This window comes from Alteromonas sp. ABV4_150 (genome assembly GCF_056311745.1).
Genome location: NZ_CM149971.1, coordinates 2,235,561 through 2,252,586, shown reverse-complemented (window position 1 = coordinate 2,252,586; position 17,026 = coordinate 2,235,561). Strand labels below are relative to the sequence as shown.

Annotated in this window: 14 protein-coding genes and 4 tRNA genes; 2 read left to right on the top strand and 16 right to left on the bottom strand. The window is 43.7% G+C overall.

Annotation, left to right across the window (positions count from 1 at the left end; translation table 11 throughout):
• Positions 1-123: 123 nt before the first annotated feature.
• Together ACYX4M_RS09870 and ACYX4M_RS09865 are read left to right on the top strand one after the other, a co-directional pair.
• Positions 124-2,361, top strand: coding sequence for a DNRLRE domain-containing protein (locus ACYX4M_RS09870; protein WP_476079958.1), 2,238 nt, complete (start codon positions 124-126; stop codon positions 2,359-2,361).
• 87 nt (positions 2,362-2,448) lie between these two features.
• Positions 2,449-4,092, top strand: coding sequence for an alkaline phosphatase D family protein (locus tag ACYX4M_RS09865; protein ID WP_476079957.1), 1,644 nt, complete (start codon positions 2,449-2,451; stop codon positions 4,090-4,092).
• Positions 4,093-4,144: 52 nt separating this feature from the next.
• On the opposite strand, the gene ACYX4M_RS09860 is transcribed toward ACYX4M_RS09865, so the two are convergent.
• The 16 genes from ACYX4M_RS09860 to ACYX4M_RS09785 form a co-directional block, all read right to left on the bottom strand.
• On the bottom strand, positions 4,145-4,759 hold the full coding sequence (locus tag ACYX4M_RS09860) for an ankyrin repeat domain-containing protein (RefSeq protein ID WP_476079956.1): 615 nt from the start codon (positions 4,757-4,759) through the stop codon (positions 4,145-4,147).
• A gap of 148 nt (positions 4,760-4,907) precedes the next feature.
• Positions 4,908-6,524 carry a catalase gene (locus ACYX4M_RS09855; protein ID WP_476079955.1) on the bottom strand — a complete coding sequence of 539 codons (1,617 nt, stop codon included), beginning with the start codon at positions 6,522-6,524 and terminating at the stop codon, positions 4,908-4,910.
• On the bottom strand, positions 6,521-6,697 hold the full coding sequence (locus ACYX4M_RS09850; protein WP_476079954.1) for a hypothetical protein: 177 nt from the start codon (positions 6,695-6,697) through the stop codon (positions 6,521-6,523). Before ACYX4M_RS09850 ends, ACYX4M_RS09855 begins: the two co-directional genes overlap by 4 nt.
• 264 nt (positions 6,698-6,961) lie before the next feature.
• A complete protein-coding gene (locus ACYX4M_RS09845) occupies positions 6,962-8,314 on the bottom strand; it encodes an alkaline phosphatase PhoX (RefSeq protein WP_476079953.1) in 1,353 nt (450 codons plus the stop codon).
• A gap of 254 nt (positions 8,315-8,568) precedes the next feature.
• Positions 8,569-8,940 (bottom strand): RES family NAD+ phosphorylase, encoded by a 372-nt coding sequence (locus ACYX4M_RS09840; protein WP_476079952.1) that lies wholly within the window; start codon positions 8,938-8,940, stop codon positions 8,569-8,571.
• On the bottom strand, positions 8,940-9,404 hold the full coding sequence (locus ACYX4M_RS09835; protein WP_476079951.1) for an antitoxin Xre/MbcA/ParS toxin-binding domain-containing protein: 465 nt from the start codon (positions 9,402-9,404) through the stop codon (positions 8,940-8,942). Before ACYX4M_RS09835 ends, ACYX4M_RS09840 begins: the two co-directional genes overlap by 1 nt.
• A gap of 533 nt (positions 9,405-9,937) precedes the next feature.
• Positions 9,938-11,122, bottom strand: a complete 1,185-nt coding sequence (gene tuf, locus ACYX4M_RS09830) for an elongation factor Tu (protein WP_012519826.1) — start codon at positions 11,120-11,122, stop codon at positions 9,938-9,940.
• Between the two features lie 67 nt (positions 11,123-11,189).
• Positions 11,190-11,265 (bottom strand) — tRNA-Thr (locus ACYX4M_RS09825).
• Between the two features lie 7 nt (positions 11,266-11,272).
• Positions 11,273-11,347 (bottom strand) — tRNA-Gly (locus ACYX4M_RS09820).
• 33 nt (positions 11,348-11,380) lie between these two features.
• Positions 11,381-11,465, bottom strand: a tRNA-Tyr gene (locus ACYX4M_RS09815).
• A 7-nt stretch (positions 11,466-11,472) separates the two neighbouring features.
• Positions 11,473-11,548 (bottom strand) — tRNA-Thr (locus ACYX4M_RS09810).
• A gap of 121 nt (positions 11,549-11,669) precedes the next feature.
• Positions 11,670-12,416: a type III pantothenate kinase gene (locus ACYX4M_RS09805; RefSeq protein ID WP_476079950.1), complete on the bottom strand. Its 747-nt coding sequence runs from the start codon at positions 12,414-12,416 to the stop codon at positions 11,670-11,672.
• A gap of 148 nt (positions 12,417-12,564) precedes the next feature.
• Positions 12,565-13,551 carry a bifunctional biotin--[acetyl-CoA-carboxylase] ligase/biotin operon repressor BirA gene (gene birA, locus ACYX4M_RS09800; protein WP_039222269.1) on the bottom strand — a complete coding sequence of 329 codons (987 nt, stop codon included), beginning with the start codon at positions 13,549-13,551 and terminating at the stop codon, positions 12,565-12,567.
• Positions 13,548-14,579: a UDP-N-acetylmuramate dehydrogenase gene (murB, locus tag ACYX4M_RS09795; RefSeq protein WP_476079949.1), complete on the bottom strand. Its 1,032-nt coding sequence runs from the start codon at positions 14,577-14,579 to the stop codon at positions 13,548-13,550. Before murB ends, birA begins: the two co-directional genes overlap by 4 nt.
• Before the next feature lie 172 nt (positions 14,580-14,751).
• A complete protein-coding gene (locus ACYX4M_RS09790; protein ID WP_476079948.1) occupies positions 14,752-16,317 on the bottom strand; it encodes a methyl-accepting chemotaxis protein in 1,566 nt (521 codons plus the stop codon).
• 101 nt (positions 16,318-16,418) lie between these two features.
• The gene (locus ACYX4M_RS09785; protein WP_476079947.1) at positions 16,419-16,949 is read right to left on the bottom strand and encodes a hypothetical protein; all 531 of its coding nucleotides are present in this window, start codon (positions 16,947-16,949) and stop codon (positions 16,419-16,421) included.
• Positions 16,950-17,026 lie beyond the last annotated feature (77 nt).

Genomic DNA, 17,026 nt, shown 5'->3' with positions numbered 1-17,026 from the left:
AATACTTATGCTGCACAATTATGAATTTTTTATGACTCCCCCATCAATAGGGTGTTCCCCCCATATCTCATCGCCTCATTTTTTTATCCAATACGCACCAAACAAAACTAAGGTAACAGTCATATGATTATGCGTAGTTATAGAACGATTCTGGCACTGCTTTTATTGAGTTATGCGGGCACGGTAGTATCAGCTACTCACTTATACCGGTTAGCATGGGATAGCGACCCCGCACACCAGGCGATAGTAGGTTTTTCACCTAAGGGGGTTAGCCTTTCACCTTATGTTCTTTATGGAACGTCAACCGATGAAGACCAATGGCAACGGGTAGAAATTAGTCACAAAGCCAGTTTCTTTAGCCTTGAATCTTACTTTGTGCGGCTTACCCGTTTGCCTGCCGACAGTGCGATTTACTTCAAGGTATGTGATTTTGATGGTTGTGATACCCCAATGTGGTTTAAAACTGCATCAACTGAACCTACACCATTTACAGCTATTGCAGGCGGCGACACACGCACGGGCTGGACGACGCGGCAGGAAGGCAACAAGCTAGTAGCGAAGATTCGCCCCTTGTTTATTATGCACGGTGGTGACTTCACCAATGGTAATACCCCTTTTGAAATGGCGGGTTTTCTTGATGACTGGCAGCTAACTTTTTCAAATGATGTTATAAACGGCAAAGCGTTTAAGCGCATTTATCCCATCATTCCCACTCACGGTAATCACGAAGACACCAACTATGCCACCTTATGTCAGGTATTCGGTGTCGACTTTATACGAGACAATGTGTGTGATGAACAAGACACCTACGGCGCGTTAACCGTTAATGCACTGGCTAGAGTTTATACGCTCAACAGTCAGTACCAAGAAAGTGGATGGCACGTGTATGCAACCCAGATGAATGATTGGCTTGCGTCAGATTTGCAGTTGAGCCAGCAAGCGCCCTTGTGGCGACTAGCCCAATACCACAAGCCCATCTTCCCTCATTTCGATGGAAAGTCATCGAATGAAGGGTTGTTCCAGTGGTGGGCAACACTGTTTTACCAGCGCAACATGAACCTTGTTGTTGAGTCAGATACCCACATCAACAAACTGACCTATCCTATGACACCAGTGCAAAACGAGGTCGCCTTTCGTCGTTCAGACGAAGGCGGCACCGTTTATGTGGGTGAAGGCAGCTGGGGCGCTCCGGCCCGTTCTGCTAATCAGTCCTACCCTTGGACCATTGACCTTGCCAGTATTCAACAATTTAAAGTGTTGAGCATTACTTCTAGTGAAATACAAGTGCGTACCGCTGAATTTGATGAAGAAGCCAGCACTCTTTCGATGGAGGAAAGAGAAAGGAACCCGTTAGCCTTGCCTGAAAATATTAAATGGTGGGTAGCCAATGACGTAGGCGCTGTTTTCACTCTGACTCAGAACAGCAAAGGGTTAACAACCTACTTACCGCCAAATCAAGAAAATCAACGGGCTTATACGCTTACTGCAAAGCACGATAGTTTTATCTCTAGTGCAAAACCTACGATGAACTACAATGCTTACCCTAGCGGTATGATGGTGGTTAATAACCATATTCAGTATGGTGAAACAAAAGCTCTGATGAGCTTTGATGCAAGTGACATAGCAAAATGTGCCACTCTCGATAGCGCTACCTTGTCTTTTCAATCTAACCCAAGCCAAACAAGTACCGCAACGGGGTTAGCTAGCGAACTATTTCCCGTATATCCGAACCCCACGGCATTGGGTATATCAATTGTTACGCCAAGCTTCAATGAAAACACTGTGAACTGGCATAGTGGGCATTCGCTCTTTTCTAGCAATGCATTTGCAAATGTTAACGTCATTGATGCAGGTAATAATATAACCCTTCCTTTAGACGAATCTACTATTCGTACACTGCAGCAACAGTTTTTAGAACACGGTGCGTTTGGGCTTGGAATTTCATCGATGCATCCTCTACAGCAACGCTTTATCGACGCTAGCGAAAACACCAAAGCACCTGTTTTACACGTGGCCTTTTTAGCTACCGAAGATTGCTTTTCAACGCCAAACAACCTTTTAACGCCGCCGCAGACCCTTGCAAACTTGCACGCAAGCACAGGCGTTTTTGAAACCTATTTCGTTGATGCTATTGAGAACGACAGGACCCTTTCCATTTATTTAGAGCGCGGTTTTGGCGATGCTGATTTGTATGTACAAATTGGCCAAAACGTCAGTTTTCGTAACTATGTATGCCGCTCTAATGGGGTAGACAATACGGAAAGCTGCATCATTGACGTACCGCATGGAAGCGCCGTTTCTATTGGTATTCATGCTCGCTCTCAATACGAGGGGCTGAGTTTACGAATTACAAATAAATAACTCCGTATTTAGACAATTAAGGTATTGCTAGCGCTGTAGTTGTATTCGGCTGAAGCGCGCTCCCCTATTGAGAGAGAAGGTAAAACAATGAAAAACGCGATAAATTATTCCCGTCGACAATTTTTTAAAACGGCGGGGTTATCCGCTTCAATTTTAGGCTTTAGGGCTTCAGCCGCGCCTTTTGAAGCGCTGAATACGTCTTTTAAGCTTGATAACAACTACTACTTCCAACATGGAGTTGCCAGTGGTGATCCGCTCCCTAACGCTGTAGTCCTATGGACTCGCATCAGTCATGTTGCAACTGAAACACTAGTCACTCTGCATGTTGCTTTAGACAGTTCGATGAAAAACAGCGTGCTTAAAGAACAGTTAACCACGTCTGAAAGTCGAGACTATACCGTAAAAGTAGATGTCCAAAACCTTTCGTCGGATACCACCTACTTCTATCAATTTGAAGTCAGCGGCTATAGAAGCCGCATAGGCACTACGAAAACGGCACCTGTCACGACAGACCATGCCCGCTTTGCGGTTGTAAGTTGTTCAAACTACCCCGAGGGCTTTTTCAATGTCTACCATGCTATTACGAACAAGAATGCCGTTGGGGATATTGATGCCGTCCTTCACTTAGGCGACTACTTATATGAATACGCCGAAGATGAATATGGCGATGGATCGCGGTTAGGCAGAGCGCCACTGCCTGACAAAGAAATTACCAGCTTAAGTGACTACCGGACCCGACACGCCCAATACAAAACTGATCCAGACCTAGCGTTATTGCATGCTGCCTACCCCTTTATCACGGTGTGGGATGATCATGAAATAACGAATGATGCTCATCGCACTGGCGCTGAAAACCATAACGAGGGCGAAGGCAACTACCAACTACGCAAATCTTACGCAATTCAAGCCTATTATGAATGGATGCCTATTCGCGAAGGCAGCATCTACAGGCATTTTGAGTGGGGCTCGCTCCTTGATTTATATATGCTTGATACACGCATTGAAGGGCGCGATCCGCAGGTTGATTCACCTGTTTCAGCAGAACGCTACGATACCAACCGTACACTTCTTGGCGATAGCCAAGAACGCTGGTTGCTAGATAAGCTCACTACATCTACGTCTACATGGCGCTTTTTAGGGCAACAAGTGATGTTTGGTCAATTCAAAGGACTGAACGCGCCAAACCTAGAGGCAGCCGGAATTCCTGTTACCAAAGATATTCTTGCGCTTAACATGGACCAATGGGATGGCTACCCTGAAGCTAGGCAACGAATTCTGGACGCCATCAAAGCCTATAGAATAGAGAATACGGTTGTATTAACAGGCGATATCCACACGTCTTGGGGAATGGAGGTTTTTGAAGATAGCACTAACGGGTACACCTACAACGATCGTGTTCGCCTTGGTGAACAGCCCTTAGCAGTGGAGTTTGTGACGCCTTCGGTAACATCGCCGGGGTTAAGCGACCCTGCTGCAGACCCGCTAGCCAAATTGATACCGACAATGAACCCACATATGAAATACGTAGAGCTTAAATCTCACGGCTTTATGATTGTTGATGTTACCCATCTAAAAGTAACCTGTGATTGGTGGTATGTAGATACTATTGATAGTGCGGCATACAAGGCTTATTTGGCAAAAAGTTTGTATACCACCAATGGAAGCCAGCGATTAACTGAACGCAAAGACCTAGGTGTATCCTTTGACTATACGCACAACCCTTTTAAATAAGTTCAGTTGCTGACAGCAGCCAAATCTTAGGGCGATTTAAAAGCGTTGAAGATTAATCAACGCTTTTGTTTAGTATTTTTGCTAACTCGTAGTTACCTTGTGAAAGTGCGATATCTGCTACTGAGTTGCCCGCTTTATCCATATGAGCTGGGTTAGCCCCTTTATCGATAAGCGTATTGATAATTTCTTGTCTGTCGAACAGGCTTGCGAACATTAACGCGGTTTGGCCCTGTGCGTTTTCTTCGTCAATATCGCAATCGGCAAACACTAGCTGTTTGGCCACGCTTACATGCCCTTTAAAGATGGCCCCCATTAACGCAGTATTGCCGCGATTGTCTTCTTGACATGGGTTAGCATTAGCTTCACTGATTAGAAAATTAACAGTGTCGGTGTGCCCATGGTACGCCGCAAGTATAAGCGCGGTATAGCCTTTTTCATCCGCTACGTTAATATCTAGGCCAGCTTGATAAAATGCAGCTAGCATGGCGCTATCGCCTTCTCGCGCCGCATCAAAATAGCGCGCTTTTAAGGCTTCCATATTAGGCGTAGTTGCACGTTGTTGAGGATTAGCTTGAGTTGTTGAGTCAGTTGCCGCACTAGTATAAACACTGGTGAAGGTGGCAACGACGAACAGTGCTGCCATAAGTGTTTGCTTCAAAAAAGACATTGTGCCCCCTTACTGGTAAATTAAATTTGGTTACTACTAAACTCTTTTGGCAAAGCGGTTTTAGCAAAGCTATAAGAGAAAGGTCGTTAAAGAAAAATGGGAGTTACTCAACACTGTGGTATAACTCCCAACGTTATTGCTACTTAGCTTATTGCATAAGTGCCGTTAGGCTCTCTGCAACTTGCTTTGCTTTTGCAGCGCGTGCTGCCTGTTGCTCCATCAAGTCTTTTGCAGTTTGGCGAACTTTCGACATTGGCGCTTTAGCTAGTTTAGCTACGCCCTTACCGTAGTTCTTATCTGCGTTGTACATATAAGCACTAATGATTACGCGAATCTCTTCTTCAGGAACCGATGCTAACGCTCCACCTAAGTTACTAATAAGGTGCGCTTGACCTTCTTTAGTTAGGTTTCTGAAAAACTCACCCGCTTGCTTAAAGTTCTGTTCTTTATAGAACGGAATTTGTTGTGTCATACCTGCAAGCGGCTTGCTTGAATAACGAAACGCTGGGTCTTCGTTAAGATCAAGACGACGGCTTGGCTGATAGTTCACATCGCGATTAGAGCTAGTTGTGCGAAGCTGACCGTGTTGCTCGTGGTTATTGATAACCGCGTTTTTCGGCGCGTTAATAGGAATGCGGTACGCATTAACACCTAAACGATAGCGCTGCGTATCAGCATACGAGAACAAACGACCTTGGAGCATTCTGTCTTCTGATGGCTCAATACCTGGAATTAAGTTGCTTGGTGCAAATGCCGCTTGCTCAGTTTCTTCAAAGAAGTTGTCTGGCACACGGTTAAGCACTAGGCGACCAATTTTCTTAGCAGGAACTAAAGACTCAGGCCAAATTTTAGTAGTATCAAGTGGATTAAACTCGAAATCATCTAACTGTTCTGGCTCTAACTCTTGAAGATACAGATCCCAAGATGCTGTTTCACCTTTTTCACCGATACGGGTATACACATCCGTGGTGTGCGGCTGGAAGTCCATACCTTGAACTTTCATTGCTTCTTCAGCAGAGAAGTTCTTAATAGGTTGGTTCGCTTTCCAAGTAAACTTCACATACTTGTAATTACCTTCGTCATCAACAAATTTAAATGCGTGAACGCCTGAGCCGTCCATATTTAAATAGCTTGCTGGTGTACCGTAATCAGAGAAAAGCATGGTTAACGTATGCGTTGACTCTGGCACGTGAGAGAAAAAGTCAAAAATGCGCTTCGCATCTTGCTTGTTCGTTACCGGCGACGGTTTAAATGCGTGAACCATATCAGGGAATTTAATTGCATCGCGAATAAAGAATACCGGGAAGTTGTTACCTACTAGATCCCAGTTTCCCTGTTCGGTGTAAAACTTCACCGCAAAACCACGTGGGTCACGCAGCGTCTCTGGCGATAAATGTCCGTGAACTACTGATGAAAAACGAACAAATACTTCAGTCTTTTTACCTTCGCCTTGAAATGGTGCGGCAACGGTCTCGTCAGATAGGTCGACATAGTTTTCATAGTAGCCGTGAATACCAACACCACGGGCGTGAACAACACGCTCTGGAATACGTTCACGGTCGAATGCTGCTAGCTTTTCAATAAGGTGAGAGTCTTGTAGTAGTACTGGACCCCATGGACCTGCTGTTTGCGAGTTCTGGTTGTCGCCTACCGGTGCGCCATTTTGGCGAGTGAGTGTATCTGCACTTACGCCTAAAGTAAGCATACTGGCAGCAACGCTGCCTAATACGAATTTAGTTAAGGTTGATTTCATTGATGTTCTCACAGCTGTACTCCTACGTGAAGGTTGGTACGAGGTTTAGGGGCTTTAACTTCTACGCATACTTGGTCGCCGTAATAGTTATCAGCGTAATTACATTGCGTTTGAATTGATTGCTTCGTAGTGGAGGAAACACGGTGGCTATTCGCCGTTGTTAGCTTTTTTAATAGTGCGCTCATTTCGCTCTCCTTGTTGAGTTAAGAGCATTATCATTAATTGAGTAAAACTATTAAAACGAGATAAAATGATTCAAACAATCAAATAAAACGATTATGAAAGTTCTAGCTAATCGAATTATTTTATGAGTAGTAGAAGCTGGAATGGTGTGTGAAAAATGGTTATCTGGATTGGTGATGCTACTTGCGTTAAAACGTCAGCTGTTTTGAGAAAGGGGTAGGAACAGCGTTTTATTAAAACGCTGCTCCTAAAATCATTTGAAAAACTTAGGCTTTAAGCCACGGACCAGTAATTGCCAAGGTTTTCGTTGGTGAGTAAATATTGACGAAAAGCGTATTACCGTCTGGTGAGAAGCACGCACCTGCAAGTTCAGTTTGCGTATGTAGTTTGGCAAAGTTGTATACTTCTCCGCTTGGCGTAACACCACGCAAATGGTTGTCCACTATGTCGGTATATTGATCTTCACACACTAACAGATGACCGTTCGGGCACACTGTTAGATTATCGCCAAAGTTATACAGGCTTTTGTCCTCACTTTCTAAAAACAGCTGAAGCTTGTCTTGTTTACCATCTGTAGATGGAACAAGCTTCATTACCTGACCTAACTGCTTTTGTCCGCCATTGGTACAACAGAAATAAAGCTCATCTTCGCCCCAGTGTATGCCTTCACCGCGAGCGAACAGCGCAGCACCTTTATCGTACCCTTGCACGCGTAAATCATCATTAGGGCTTTCTGGGTTATCTAAGGCTACCCACTCAACGTCGAACCATGTAGTTACAGGCATAGCATTAGTATTCCAGTTACGTGTATCGAACTGAGGTTTGTCTTTTATCATCAACGCTTCTAACTGACCGCCTGCCGCTAAGTTGCCGTACTCCTTAGGTACAAAGCGATAAAGCAAACTATCGCCCCTATCTTCGGTCAGATAAACAATACCGGTTTTAGGGTCCACACAAGCTGCTTCGTGATTAAAACGTCCCATAGCTTTAAGCGGCTTCGCTTTTATTAATGAGCTCGCATTGGCAGGCACTTCAAAGATATAGCCGTGGTCGTTATTTACTACGTCGCCGTTAGGGCCATTAGGGCGGTCTACCGATTCTTCACACGTCAACCAAGTGCCCCAAGGCGTAATGCCGCCAGAGCAGTTTCTTACGGTGCCAGTAAGGCTTATAAACTCTCGCTCAACCTCATTGGAGTTAAGGTTATACACCACAGTTGTGGTACCGCCAGGTAACGCAATGCCATTAGCATACCTATCGTAGGCTAGATTGCTGGTTTGTTCTTGAATGGTCTTGGGTTGTGCATCTAAGTGTTTGGGGTGCAGTTCATGATTGCGTACAAGCGCTACCTTATTGCTACTACCTTCTATGGGTAGACATCCCATACCATCTGCTCTATCAGGTACATGCATACCGTCAGACATCGCATTGCCAAGACTTGAAATAACTTTATAGCTAAAGCCTTTGGGTAAATCGAGCAGCTTTTGAGGGTCGTCTACGAGCGCGCCATAGCCTTCACTAATTGGCATTGATGCCAAGTTCATTTTCTTACCAAAAGCACTGGTAGCTAGTCCACCAAATGCCAAAGAGCCTACTAAAAACTGGCGTCGTGTAATCATGAAAATCTCGTTAAACAATAAAGCCGGGCATGATAGCCATTAATTGTTACAGTATAACAACACTATAAGAAATCATTGGCAAGTGACATTCGTATTTTATAGGCAGACAGCTTCGGGAAAGCGGTTAATGGGGAAGATTTCTAGCAACTACCCTATAGTTTTTCAGCCAAACGAGGCGGGTAGTAAAAAGGTTTACAATCTACAACTTTGAAATGCTGAGCATCGATATGTTCGGGGTTCAATACAAAGTTAAACTAACCTGGACAAACACTTGATGGTACTTGTAGTACGGCAGAGGACTTATTTTGAAGCCAAGTCGTGCCGAGCTGTTGGGTATGCTGCGAGTATGGCATGGCATCCCAGCCAGCAGGCAGTTCGTTAACTGATAAACGTTTTATACGAACTTCTTCCGACAATAGCACTGTGGTGATAGTGAGATCCTTTTTCAACACTTCAGATGAGTCATTAACTAATCGCTCTAACATCGCTAAAGCCCGACTGCTAGCAGTATAGAACACAGACTGCCCTGTATAGTGCCACCGTCCTTCACAATAATGGCCACCTATGCCATTGAGCGCGTTCTCGATAGAGTTGTTCTTTCTTGGTGCTATACGATAGACAAGCACTAGGCTACGAAACCGTATTCTAAGCCAAGCACAATACGCTTGATCAAGGCGCGACCACTGGCTGACTCTAACACAGAGACAGGGGCTGAATTATTGAATTGGACGTGAGGAGTGTTTAACCAAAGGTTCCAACGTTCTACGCTTTCAAAGTAAGCGATACCAAGGTTCATTAGTCGGGCCACATCAAGTGTATTTTCACTCACCTGTGGAGTTAGATGCTTGTTATCCCTAGCATATCTTTCAAGCGTCTTAGGTGTAGTACGTATAAATTTAGCAAATGCTTTTCGGTCCCATCTCATTATGGATTCAAGACGCTTTACTCTATTGACGGGAAAACCTTTACGGACTGCCTCAACTTCGTCAAACGGTGACGATAGCTTGTTTAATAGGCCACCGCTAACGATTTCAACCAAATCGATCTCGTTATCGTAAGTCCCGTATCTCTTGTTTTCACTTACTTTCATAGCGCCTCCGATAGACATACAAACCTAAATATAAAGACAAATGTCGTTTCTATCAACTGAACTTGAGATCGGCTCCCTCCCTCCCAATAGCTTTCGTTTTACATAGATTAAAAGAAGCGAGTCTATGATCTCTGTTCCCCTGCATCGCACGGACACGGAGTCGGTGTTCTTACTTAAAAGCTAGAATGGGTTTACGGCGTGTTTCCCTTCCTCCTCTCAAGCTATTTACTATGCCGATTAAGGAAGGAGTGAAGCCCCATCAAACACTGATTGCAGCAGAGACGCTGCTGCGAAGCCGACATGGATGGGAGCACGGCGTGTTCTCCTTCCTCCTCTCAAGCTATTTACCATGCCGATCAAGGAGGGAGTGAAGCCCCATCAAAAACTCTCAGCAGCAGGGACGCTGCTGCGAAGCCGCCATGGATGGCTTTACGGCGTGTTTTTGATGGGGCTTCACTCCCGACCTAAAAAATCGCAGGCATAAAAAAAGCGCACCTAAGTGCGCTTTTTTGGCTTATGTTGCTAAGTCTAGATTAGTCTAGGATCTTAGATACAACACCAGCACCTACTGTACGACCACCTTCACGGATTGCGAAACGAAGACCTTCTTCCATCGCGATCGGAGCAATTAGCTCAACTTTGAATTTAAGGTTGTCACCAGGCATTACCATTTCTACGCCTTCTGGAAGCTCTACAGCACCAGTTACGTCAGTTGTACGGAAGTAGAACTGTGGACGGTAACCTTTGAAGAATGGAGTATGACGGCCACCTTCATCTTTAGATAGTACGTATACTTCTGCTTCGAAGTTAACGTGTGGAGTGATTGAACCAGGCTTAGCTAGTACTTGACCACGTTCAACTTCATCACGCTTAGTACCACGTAGAAGAACACCAACGTTCTCACCTGCACGGCCTTCGTCAAGAAGCTTACGGAACATCTCAACACCAGTACAAGTAGTCTTAGTAGTGTCTTTGATACCTACGATTTCTACTTCTTCACCAACCTTGATGATACCTTGCTCAACACGACCTGTTACAACAGTACCACGGCCTGAGATTGAGAATACGTCTTCGATTGGAAGGATGAACGGCTTGTCGATTGCACGCTCTGGCTCTGGGATGTATGAATCAAGCGCTTCACCAAGCTCGATGATTTTCTTTTCCCACTCTGCGTCGCCTTCAAGCGCTTTAAGAGCTGAACCTTGGATAACTGGTAGGTCATCACCTGGGAATTCGTATTCGTTAAGAAGTTCACGAACTTCCATTTCTACTAGCTCTAGAAGCTCTTCATCATCAACCATGTCACACTTGTTCATGAATACGATGATGTAAGGAATACCAACCTGACGACCAAGTAGGATGTGCTCACGAGTCTGTGGCATAGGGCCATCAGTCGCAGCTACTACTAGGATACCACCGTCCATCTGAGCAGCACCAGTGATCATGTTTTTAACGTAATCAGCGTGTCCTGGGCAGTCTACGTGTGCGTAGTGACGAGTAGGAGTGTCATATTCTACGTGTGAAGTAGAAATGGTGATACCACGAGCTTTCTCTTCAGGCGCGTTATCGATTTGATCGAAAGCCTGAGCAGAACCGCCGTAAGTTTTAGAAAGAACTGTAGTGATAGCTGCAGTTAGGGTAGTTTTACCGTGGTCAACGTGGCCGATTGTACCCACGTTTACGTGGGGTTTCGTACGTTCAAACTTTTCTTTTGCCATTTCTATTATCCCAGCAAAGTTACATTAAAAAATTTAGAAATTTTACATGAGCTGGGGAGAAATAAACTGGTGCTGATAGGCAGATTTGAACTGCCGACCTCACCCTTACCAAGGGTGCGCTCTACCAACTGAGCTATATCAGCACTGATTTGGAGCGGGCAGCGGGAATCGAACCCGCATCATCAGCTTGGAAGGCTGAGGTAATAGCCATTATACGATGCCCGCAATCCTAATTCTCTGGCCACCTCATAGAGAAAGTGGTGGAGGGGGCAGGATTCGAACCTGCGAAGGCTGAGCCGGCAGATTTACAGTCTGCTCCCGTTGACCGCTTGGGTACCCCTCCAGATTGATGGTGCCGACTGCCGGAATCGAACTGGCGACCTACTGATTACAAGTCAGTTGCTCTACCAACTGAGCTAAGTCGGCACTACATCAAGTGGGTGCGCATTCTAGAGTATTGTTTAACTCTGTGCAAGTGTCTTTTTGAAAATTTTTCAATTTTCTTTTTTGACCAATTTTTCAACTAATCAAAAACTTACGTCGATGTTCACTTTAGAAGTTCACTTCGAGCGTAGCGGGCAAGACCCTGCATCACCAAATGAGCGAGGCGCATGTTATCAGCAGATTTTAAGAATGCAAACACTTTTTTGTCTCCACCCCCTAAAATTATATCAAAATCGGTTTGTTTGCTTGATATGTAATCAATCGCGCTCAAATAAACACCATATAGTGCCGCATGACACCCTGATGCCACACAATCTTCAGTATCGGTTCCCACACCAAAGGTGGTCGGAATTTCATCATTCGCGAACACTTTTTTAGTAGAAGCAACCAAAGCATTACGCATTACTTGAAAACCAGGTACGATCCAACCGCCTAAATGTTGACCATCCACAACAAAATCGACCGTTATTGCCGTACCCACATCCATAACAAAAAATGCTTTTTTTGATTTTTCTGCCGCGCAGACCATCGCAAGCCATCTATCAACGCCCATTTTTTGAACATTCGCGTAACTATTTTTTATGCCGAAGGCTTCTTTCTCTGTGTGCTTTTCTACAAAAATAATATTTCGCTCGTTACACATGGCGGATATTTCATCAACCAGCTCCTGATTTCTTACCGAAGCTATATACAAATGGGAAATATTTTTCTGAGAATCGATAAAAGAGAAGAGAGAATTGGCATCTTCACATGCATTAGGCTCTTCTTCTGCATGACAAAGCAGTGAATATTTTATTCGGGTGTTACCGATATCCACTAATATGACGTAGTTTTCTTCAATGTTGTTCATATTTTTGGTTTCAATCGCAAAGCAATGCGTAAAACGAACGGATAAAATGCTATTTAAAAATCACAAAGATGAACTACGAAGTACTTTTATTATAAATAATGGCCAAAATCTTCGTAGCTCAGCTATAAAGTAAAACAAAAATAAAAAGTTAATTGCCTCTAAGGCTAACTTCGCCACCGTGGAATCGGGTAATACCGTCTTGCGTTTCAACGAGTAGCGCGCCGCTGGCGTCCACTCCCCTATCAATTCCGGAAAAACGCTTCTCACCCATTTGTAAAACAATGCGTTTATCGGCGTATAAGTCGAGCGCTTCCCAATATGCAGTGAATGGCCCGAAGCCCTGCTGGGTAAATTTAGGTAAATAAGACCACAGCGATTTAATAATTTCTGCCGCTAATGCATTTCTATCTGGGATAGTGCCTAAATAAGAAGCAAGATCGCTATGAGGCTGACCAACATCGTACTGATTATCGGGTACGCAAACATTTAAACCTATGCCGATAACACTATGCGCAGTAGCACCTATTTGCCCTTCTACTTCAATAAGTACGCCCGCCAACTTTTTACCCTGCAGATAAATATCATTTGGCCATTTTAATTCAGCATCTTCGACACCAAATTCTTTGAGCGCATCGCAAACAGCTAGACCTACTAATAAAGAAAGCCCAGCCATACTCTGATAACCATCAGGAAAAGACCAATACATAGAAAAAGTTAAGCTGCCGCCAACTGGCGCTAACCATGAACGGCCGTGTCGCCCTCGCCCATCGGTTTGAATTTCGGCAAAAACAACATCGCCATTTTCAAGATCTTCTCGTTTGCTCGCAATACGCTTTTTCATTTCTGTATTGGTAGAAGGTAAAACCGACTCCACATCAATAACCGCTCGTTTTGTATTGCCTAAATGGCGTTTAATGCTGTCAGCGCTTAACAATGGAAAACCTCGTTCTAATCGGTAGCCTTTACCTTTTACTTTAAATACATCTAACCCCCAATCGGCAAGTTGGGAAATATGACCCGCTACTGCGGTACGTGAAAGTCCAACTTGCTGAGCAATGGTTTCACCTGAATGGAACTGACCGTCAGACAACAAAGCGAGTATATGTTTTCTTATAGCTTTTGATGCTTGTCTCATAGCGAAATAAGTCCTTTGCTTCCTAATAAGCGTACTTCGGGCTCCAGCTGTATGCCAAATTTATCCTGTACGCTTGCTATGATATTTTTCGCCATGGTAATTACATCGCTTCCGGTAGCGCCACCTATGTTAGTAAGTACCAATGGCTGTGTAGGGTGGCAACGTACTTTGTTTAACGTTTTGCCTTTAAAACCTGCTTGGTCGATAAGCCACGCGGCAGGAATTTTTATTTGTTCTTTTTCAGTGGCTGGCAGCTCAACACCTCCGTGCACCATAAAATGGGGCACTGAATCATACTCTTGTGCGATCGCTTGAAACACTGCTTTTGAAACCACCGGGTTTTTGAAGAAACTTCCTGCATTGCCTAGCTCGGCAGGATCGGGAAGTTTGCTCTTCCTAATTTCTATTACCTTACTATACACCTTTTCTGGTGTAGGCTCAGTGAGTGCCGCTAGTTCGCCATAGCTGGTTTCAAGTTCGTAGTGCTTGGGCAGTTTAAAGTTTACATGAGTGATTAGCACTTTGTTCGCTAGTGCATGCTTGAACACACTGTCTCTATAGCCAAATTGACAGTCTTCATTGCCCAGCAATACCTGCTCGCCGGTTTCAAGAAATACGCATTCTACTTTGTCAATTAGCGTATTCACTTCTCGTCCGTACGCACCAATATTCTGAATTGGGCATGCGCCTACTGAACCTGGTATTAGGGCGAGATTTTCGAAACCATACCACTTCTCTTTCATACACAAAGTAATGAAGTCGTGCCAGTTTTCACCTGCACCTACCCGTAAGTAATGGTGACTTTCTGTATCAAAATGGCTTATTCCTTTAATCTCGTTAACCAGAATTGTACCGTCAAAGTCGTCAGTGAAGACTGAATTGCTTCCACCGCCTAATATATAAATGGCTTTATTATTATTTTTAGAAGTATTGAAGATAGACAGGAATGAAGTAACGTCGCTAAACGACTGGATAGAATCACAAGAAGCGGCAAGGCCAAATGTGCTATATGGTTGTAGTGAAGGCATAGAGTTTTACGAACTGCGAACAATTCGCTAATGGTAGGGTAACGAAGCAGCAAATAAAAGCGCAAAGAAGGAATAATATTGTTGCCAATATTGCAAAGCGCTAGAGCATTACCACTTTCATTCGTTAAAGTGAGAAAACGGAAGCTAGCGCTTATACGTAAATACAGAGAACTTACTGTTCTTTGGCTTTATAACCAATACGAAACCCTCCCCAATGTTTACCGTTCACATATATCGGTGCAGATAGATCATGCATGACCTCACCTGTATCTCGCTTGTAGGTTTGCAGCAAGAATGTTGAGGTATTACTGCCACAACGTCTTCCGGTTTTATCGTCGAATATCCGCTTAGTTCGGTTATTTGCTAAATCCGTATCATAATCGCCAGTAAGAGGCTGACTAAACTTCTTGTTGTGGGTAGGAAAGTAGCCATTTTTATCAACCGCACCGGCATAGATTATAAAGGTGTGTTTATCTAATAGAGGCTCTTGGATTGCAGGAAGTACATTATCGGTAAATTTATCAAAAGGTGTCGTGTGCTTTACAGGGTTGGTGTTTGGTATAGGTCTATAGTTAAAATCAAATAGCTCTGCTTCTGATATCGCGCCCTCTGATATAGCCTGCTCGAACCGTTTTCCAATAACTTTAGAAGCGTTAACCGCGATGTCTTTTACTTCACTATTTCTATCATTTACATCGAAGCTTTCCAGTAGCCTAAAAATATCCTCAGCTTGGCTGCTCAATGAAAGCGCTTGAGTAGAAACATCGGTTAAGTCATGCTCTAGTTTTTCTGTAGTAACATGGAGTTGAAGGATATTTGTACTTATCCCTGCGCTATGCTCCGCGTTATTTTCTACCATTGCTTGCATTGCTCCCATTGACTCGCGTGCTTTTGTGGAGAGCTTACTAGAATATGAGATAGCTTCTTCGCTATCCTGCAATTTTGCATTCATGTTGTCACTGGAGTTGAGCACTGTTTCCATGGTAGCAACTGCAGCTTGGCTGCTTGCGTTCATGTCCAGCAGTAGGCTTTCTATTCCTGACGTGGCGTCGGTTGTTTTCTTAGCAAGCTCGCGTACCTCATCAGCAACCACAGCAAAACCACGTCCTTGCTCTCCTGCTCTTGCAGCTTCAATAGCGGCGTTTAGCGCGAGCATATTTGTTTGATCGGCCAACTGGTTTATCGTATTTGTTATGGTACTAATGCCCTCAGCTTTGCTCTTTAGCGTAATAAGTGCTTCAGATGACGCATTTATGTTTTTAACCAGTTGCTGTTGTTGGTTTATTACTTCTTTTAAAGAGGTACTTCCACGTTGCGTTTTTTCATCGGATTCATTCATAGAATAAGCAGCATTTTTGGCAAGTTCATCTAACTGAGTCGATGATGCTTCGAGCTGTTGTAGTCTGCCGCTCATTTCACTGATATTAGCAACTTGCTCATTAAAAGCCTTGGATAACTGTTCTAAAAAGAAAGAGATTGAAGCACTATCTATAGCAATATTACTCGCGGCGTGGCTTACCTTTGTAGCATCATCGCTGTGAGCGTTTTTCTTATAATCATCAGATAGAACGGTTTTGCTCGCCGATATATTTTGGTTTTGAAACGCCTTTTCAATAATAAAGGCTGCGAGAAGAATAGTAAGAAAGATCGCGCACGAAGCAAATAAGACTTCTGATGTCACAAAAGACATCACTACGTTAACGAGACTTGCAATTACAGCTAAAACTAAGAACTTCATTAGACCCAAATAACATTTCATTTACAAACCTAAAATGTAGACCGACTTAACCTAATTATCTATAAGCGGATAGTATTAAGTAGCGGGGTGAGAGTACTTTGTTACTGATTGTTATCTGGTACTAACTCATTTAGGTGCAAAACCATCCAACCGTTTATATAAATATTTCGTGGCCGTCTAGCATCATAAATGGCACCAGAATTAACGAACTCATTTACTTTTGTTTTGCTAAGCACAAGGTTATCAACACGATAGTAATTGCGCAGCAATAAAGCTTTATCAAATTTCGCATGTTGACTTGGCGAGACAGGTGTTGTGTGAGCAATGTTTCCGACTTTAAAAGTAAGAGTATCATTATCAGCACTAAGTAATTTCAGGGGGACATAGCGAAATCGAGCATCCGAAGTGGGATCTATAGCTCTATAGTCAATATAGAAAAAGTCGTTTTTCTGTGGGTTACTTAAGACCCGCTCTTTTTCACTATTCTCAATAAATGCATTACCAACGAAGAAGAAGACTATTAGAAGAAAGCAAACAAGTTCTGCATGCTGCTTTAATAGAGCGGTCACAGATTCAAGTTGAAAATTTCCCCGCAAATAAGCAGGGCTATTATCAAATGGTAAGGATGACATACAAACTTCCTAGTTGTTTGGTGTTTTTATACCATACCGATTATTTTTCAACCTGTCCCTCGTTCTACCTAATTATT

What these genes read in the sequence shown, in the direction of transcription:
- ACYX4M_RS09870 (WP_476079958.1), top strand. Translation starts at nt 124, where the DNA reads ATGATTATGCGTAGTTATAGAACGATTCTGGCACTGCTTTTATTGAGT.
- ACYX4M_RS09865 (WP_476079957.1), top strand. Translation starts at nt 2,449, where the DNA reads ATGAAAAACGCGATAAATTATTCCCGTCGACAATTTTTTAAAACGGCG.
- ACYX4M_RS09860 (WP_476079956.1), bottom strand. Translation starts at nt 4,759, where the DNA reads ATGTCTTTTTTGAAGCAAACACTTATGGCAGCACTGTTCGTCGTTGCC.
- ACYX4M_RS09850 (WP_476079954.1), bottom strand. Translation starts at nt 6,697, where the DNA reads ATGAGCGCACTATTAAAAAAGCTAACAACGGCGAATAGCCACCGTGTT.
- ACYX4M_RS09845 (WP_476079953.1), bottom strand. Translation starts at nt 8,314, where the DNA reads ATGATTACACGACGCCAGTTTTTAGTAGGCTCTTTGGCATTTGGTGGA.
- ACYX4M_RS09835 (WP_476079951.1), bottom strand. Translation starts at nt 9,404, where the DNA reads ATGAAAGTAAGTGAAAACAAGAGATACGGGACTTACGATAACGAGATC.
- tuf (WP_012519826.1), bottom strand. Translation starts at nt 11,122, where the DNA reads ATGGCAAAAGAAAAGTTTGAACGTACGAAACCCCACGTAAACGTGGGT.
- ACYX4M_RS09805 (WP_476079950.1), bottom strand. Translation starts at nt 12,416, where the DNA reads ATGAACAACATTGAAGAAAACTACGTCATATTAGTGGATATCGGTAAC.
- birA (WP_039222269.1), bottom strand. Translation starts at nt 13,551, where the DNA reads ATGAGACAAGCATCAAAAGCTATAAGAAAACATATACTCGCTTTGTTG.
- murB (WP_476079949.1), bottom strand. Translation starts at nt 14,579, where the DNA reads ATGCCTTCACTACAACCATATAGCACATTTGGCCTTGCCGCTTCTTGT.
- ACYX4M_RS09790 (WP_476079948.1), bottom strand. Translation starts at nt 16,317, where the DNA reads ATGAAGTTCTTAGTTTTAGCTGTAATTGCAAGTCTCGTTAACGTAGTG.
- ACYX4M_RS09785 (WP_476079947.1), bottom strand. Translation starts at nt 16,949, where the DNA reads ATGTCATCCTTACCATTTGATAATAGCCCTGCTTATTTGCGGGGAAAT.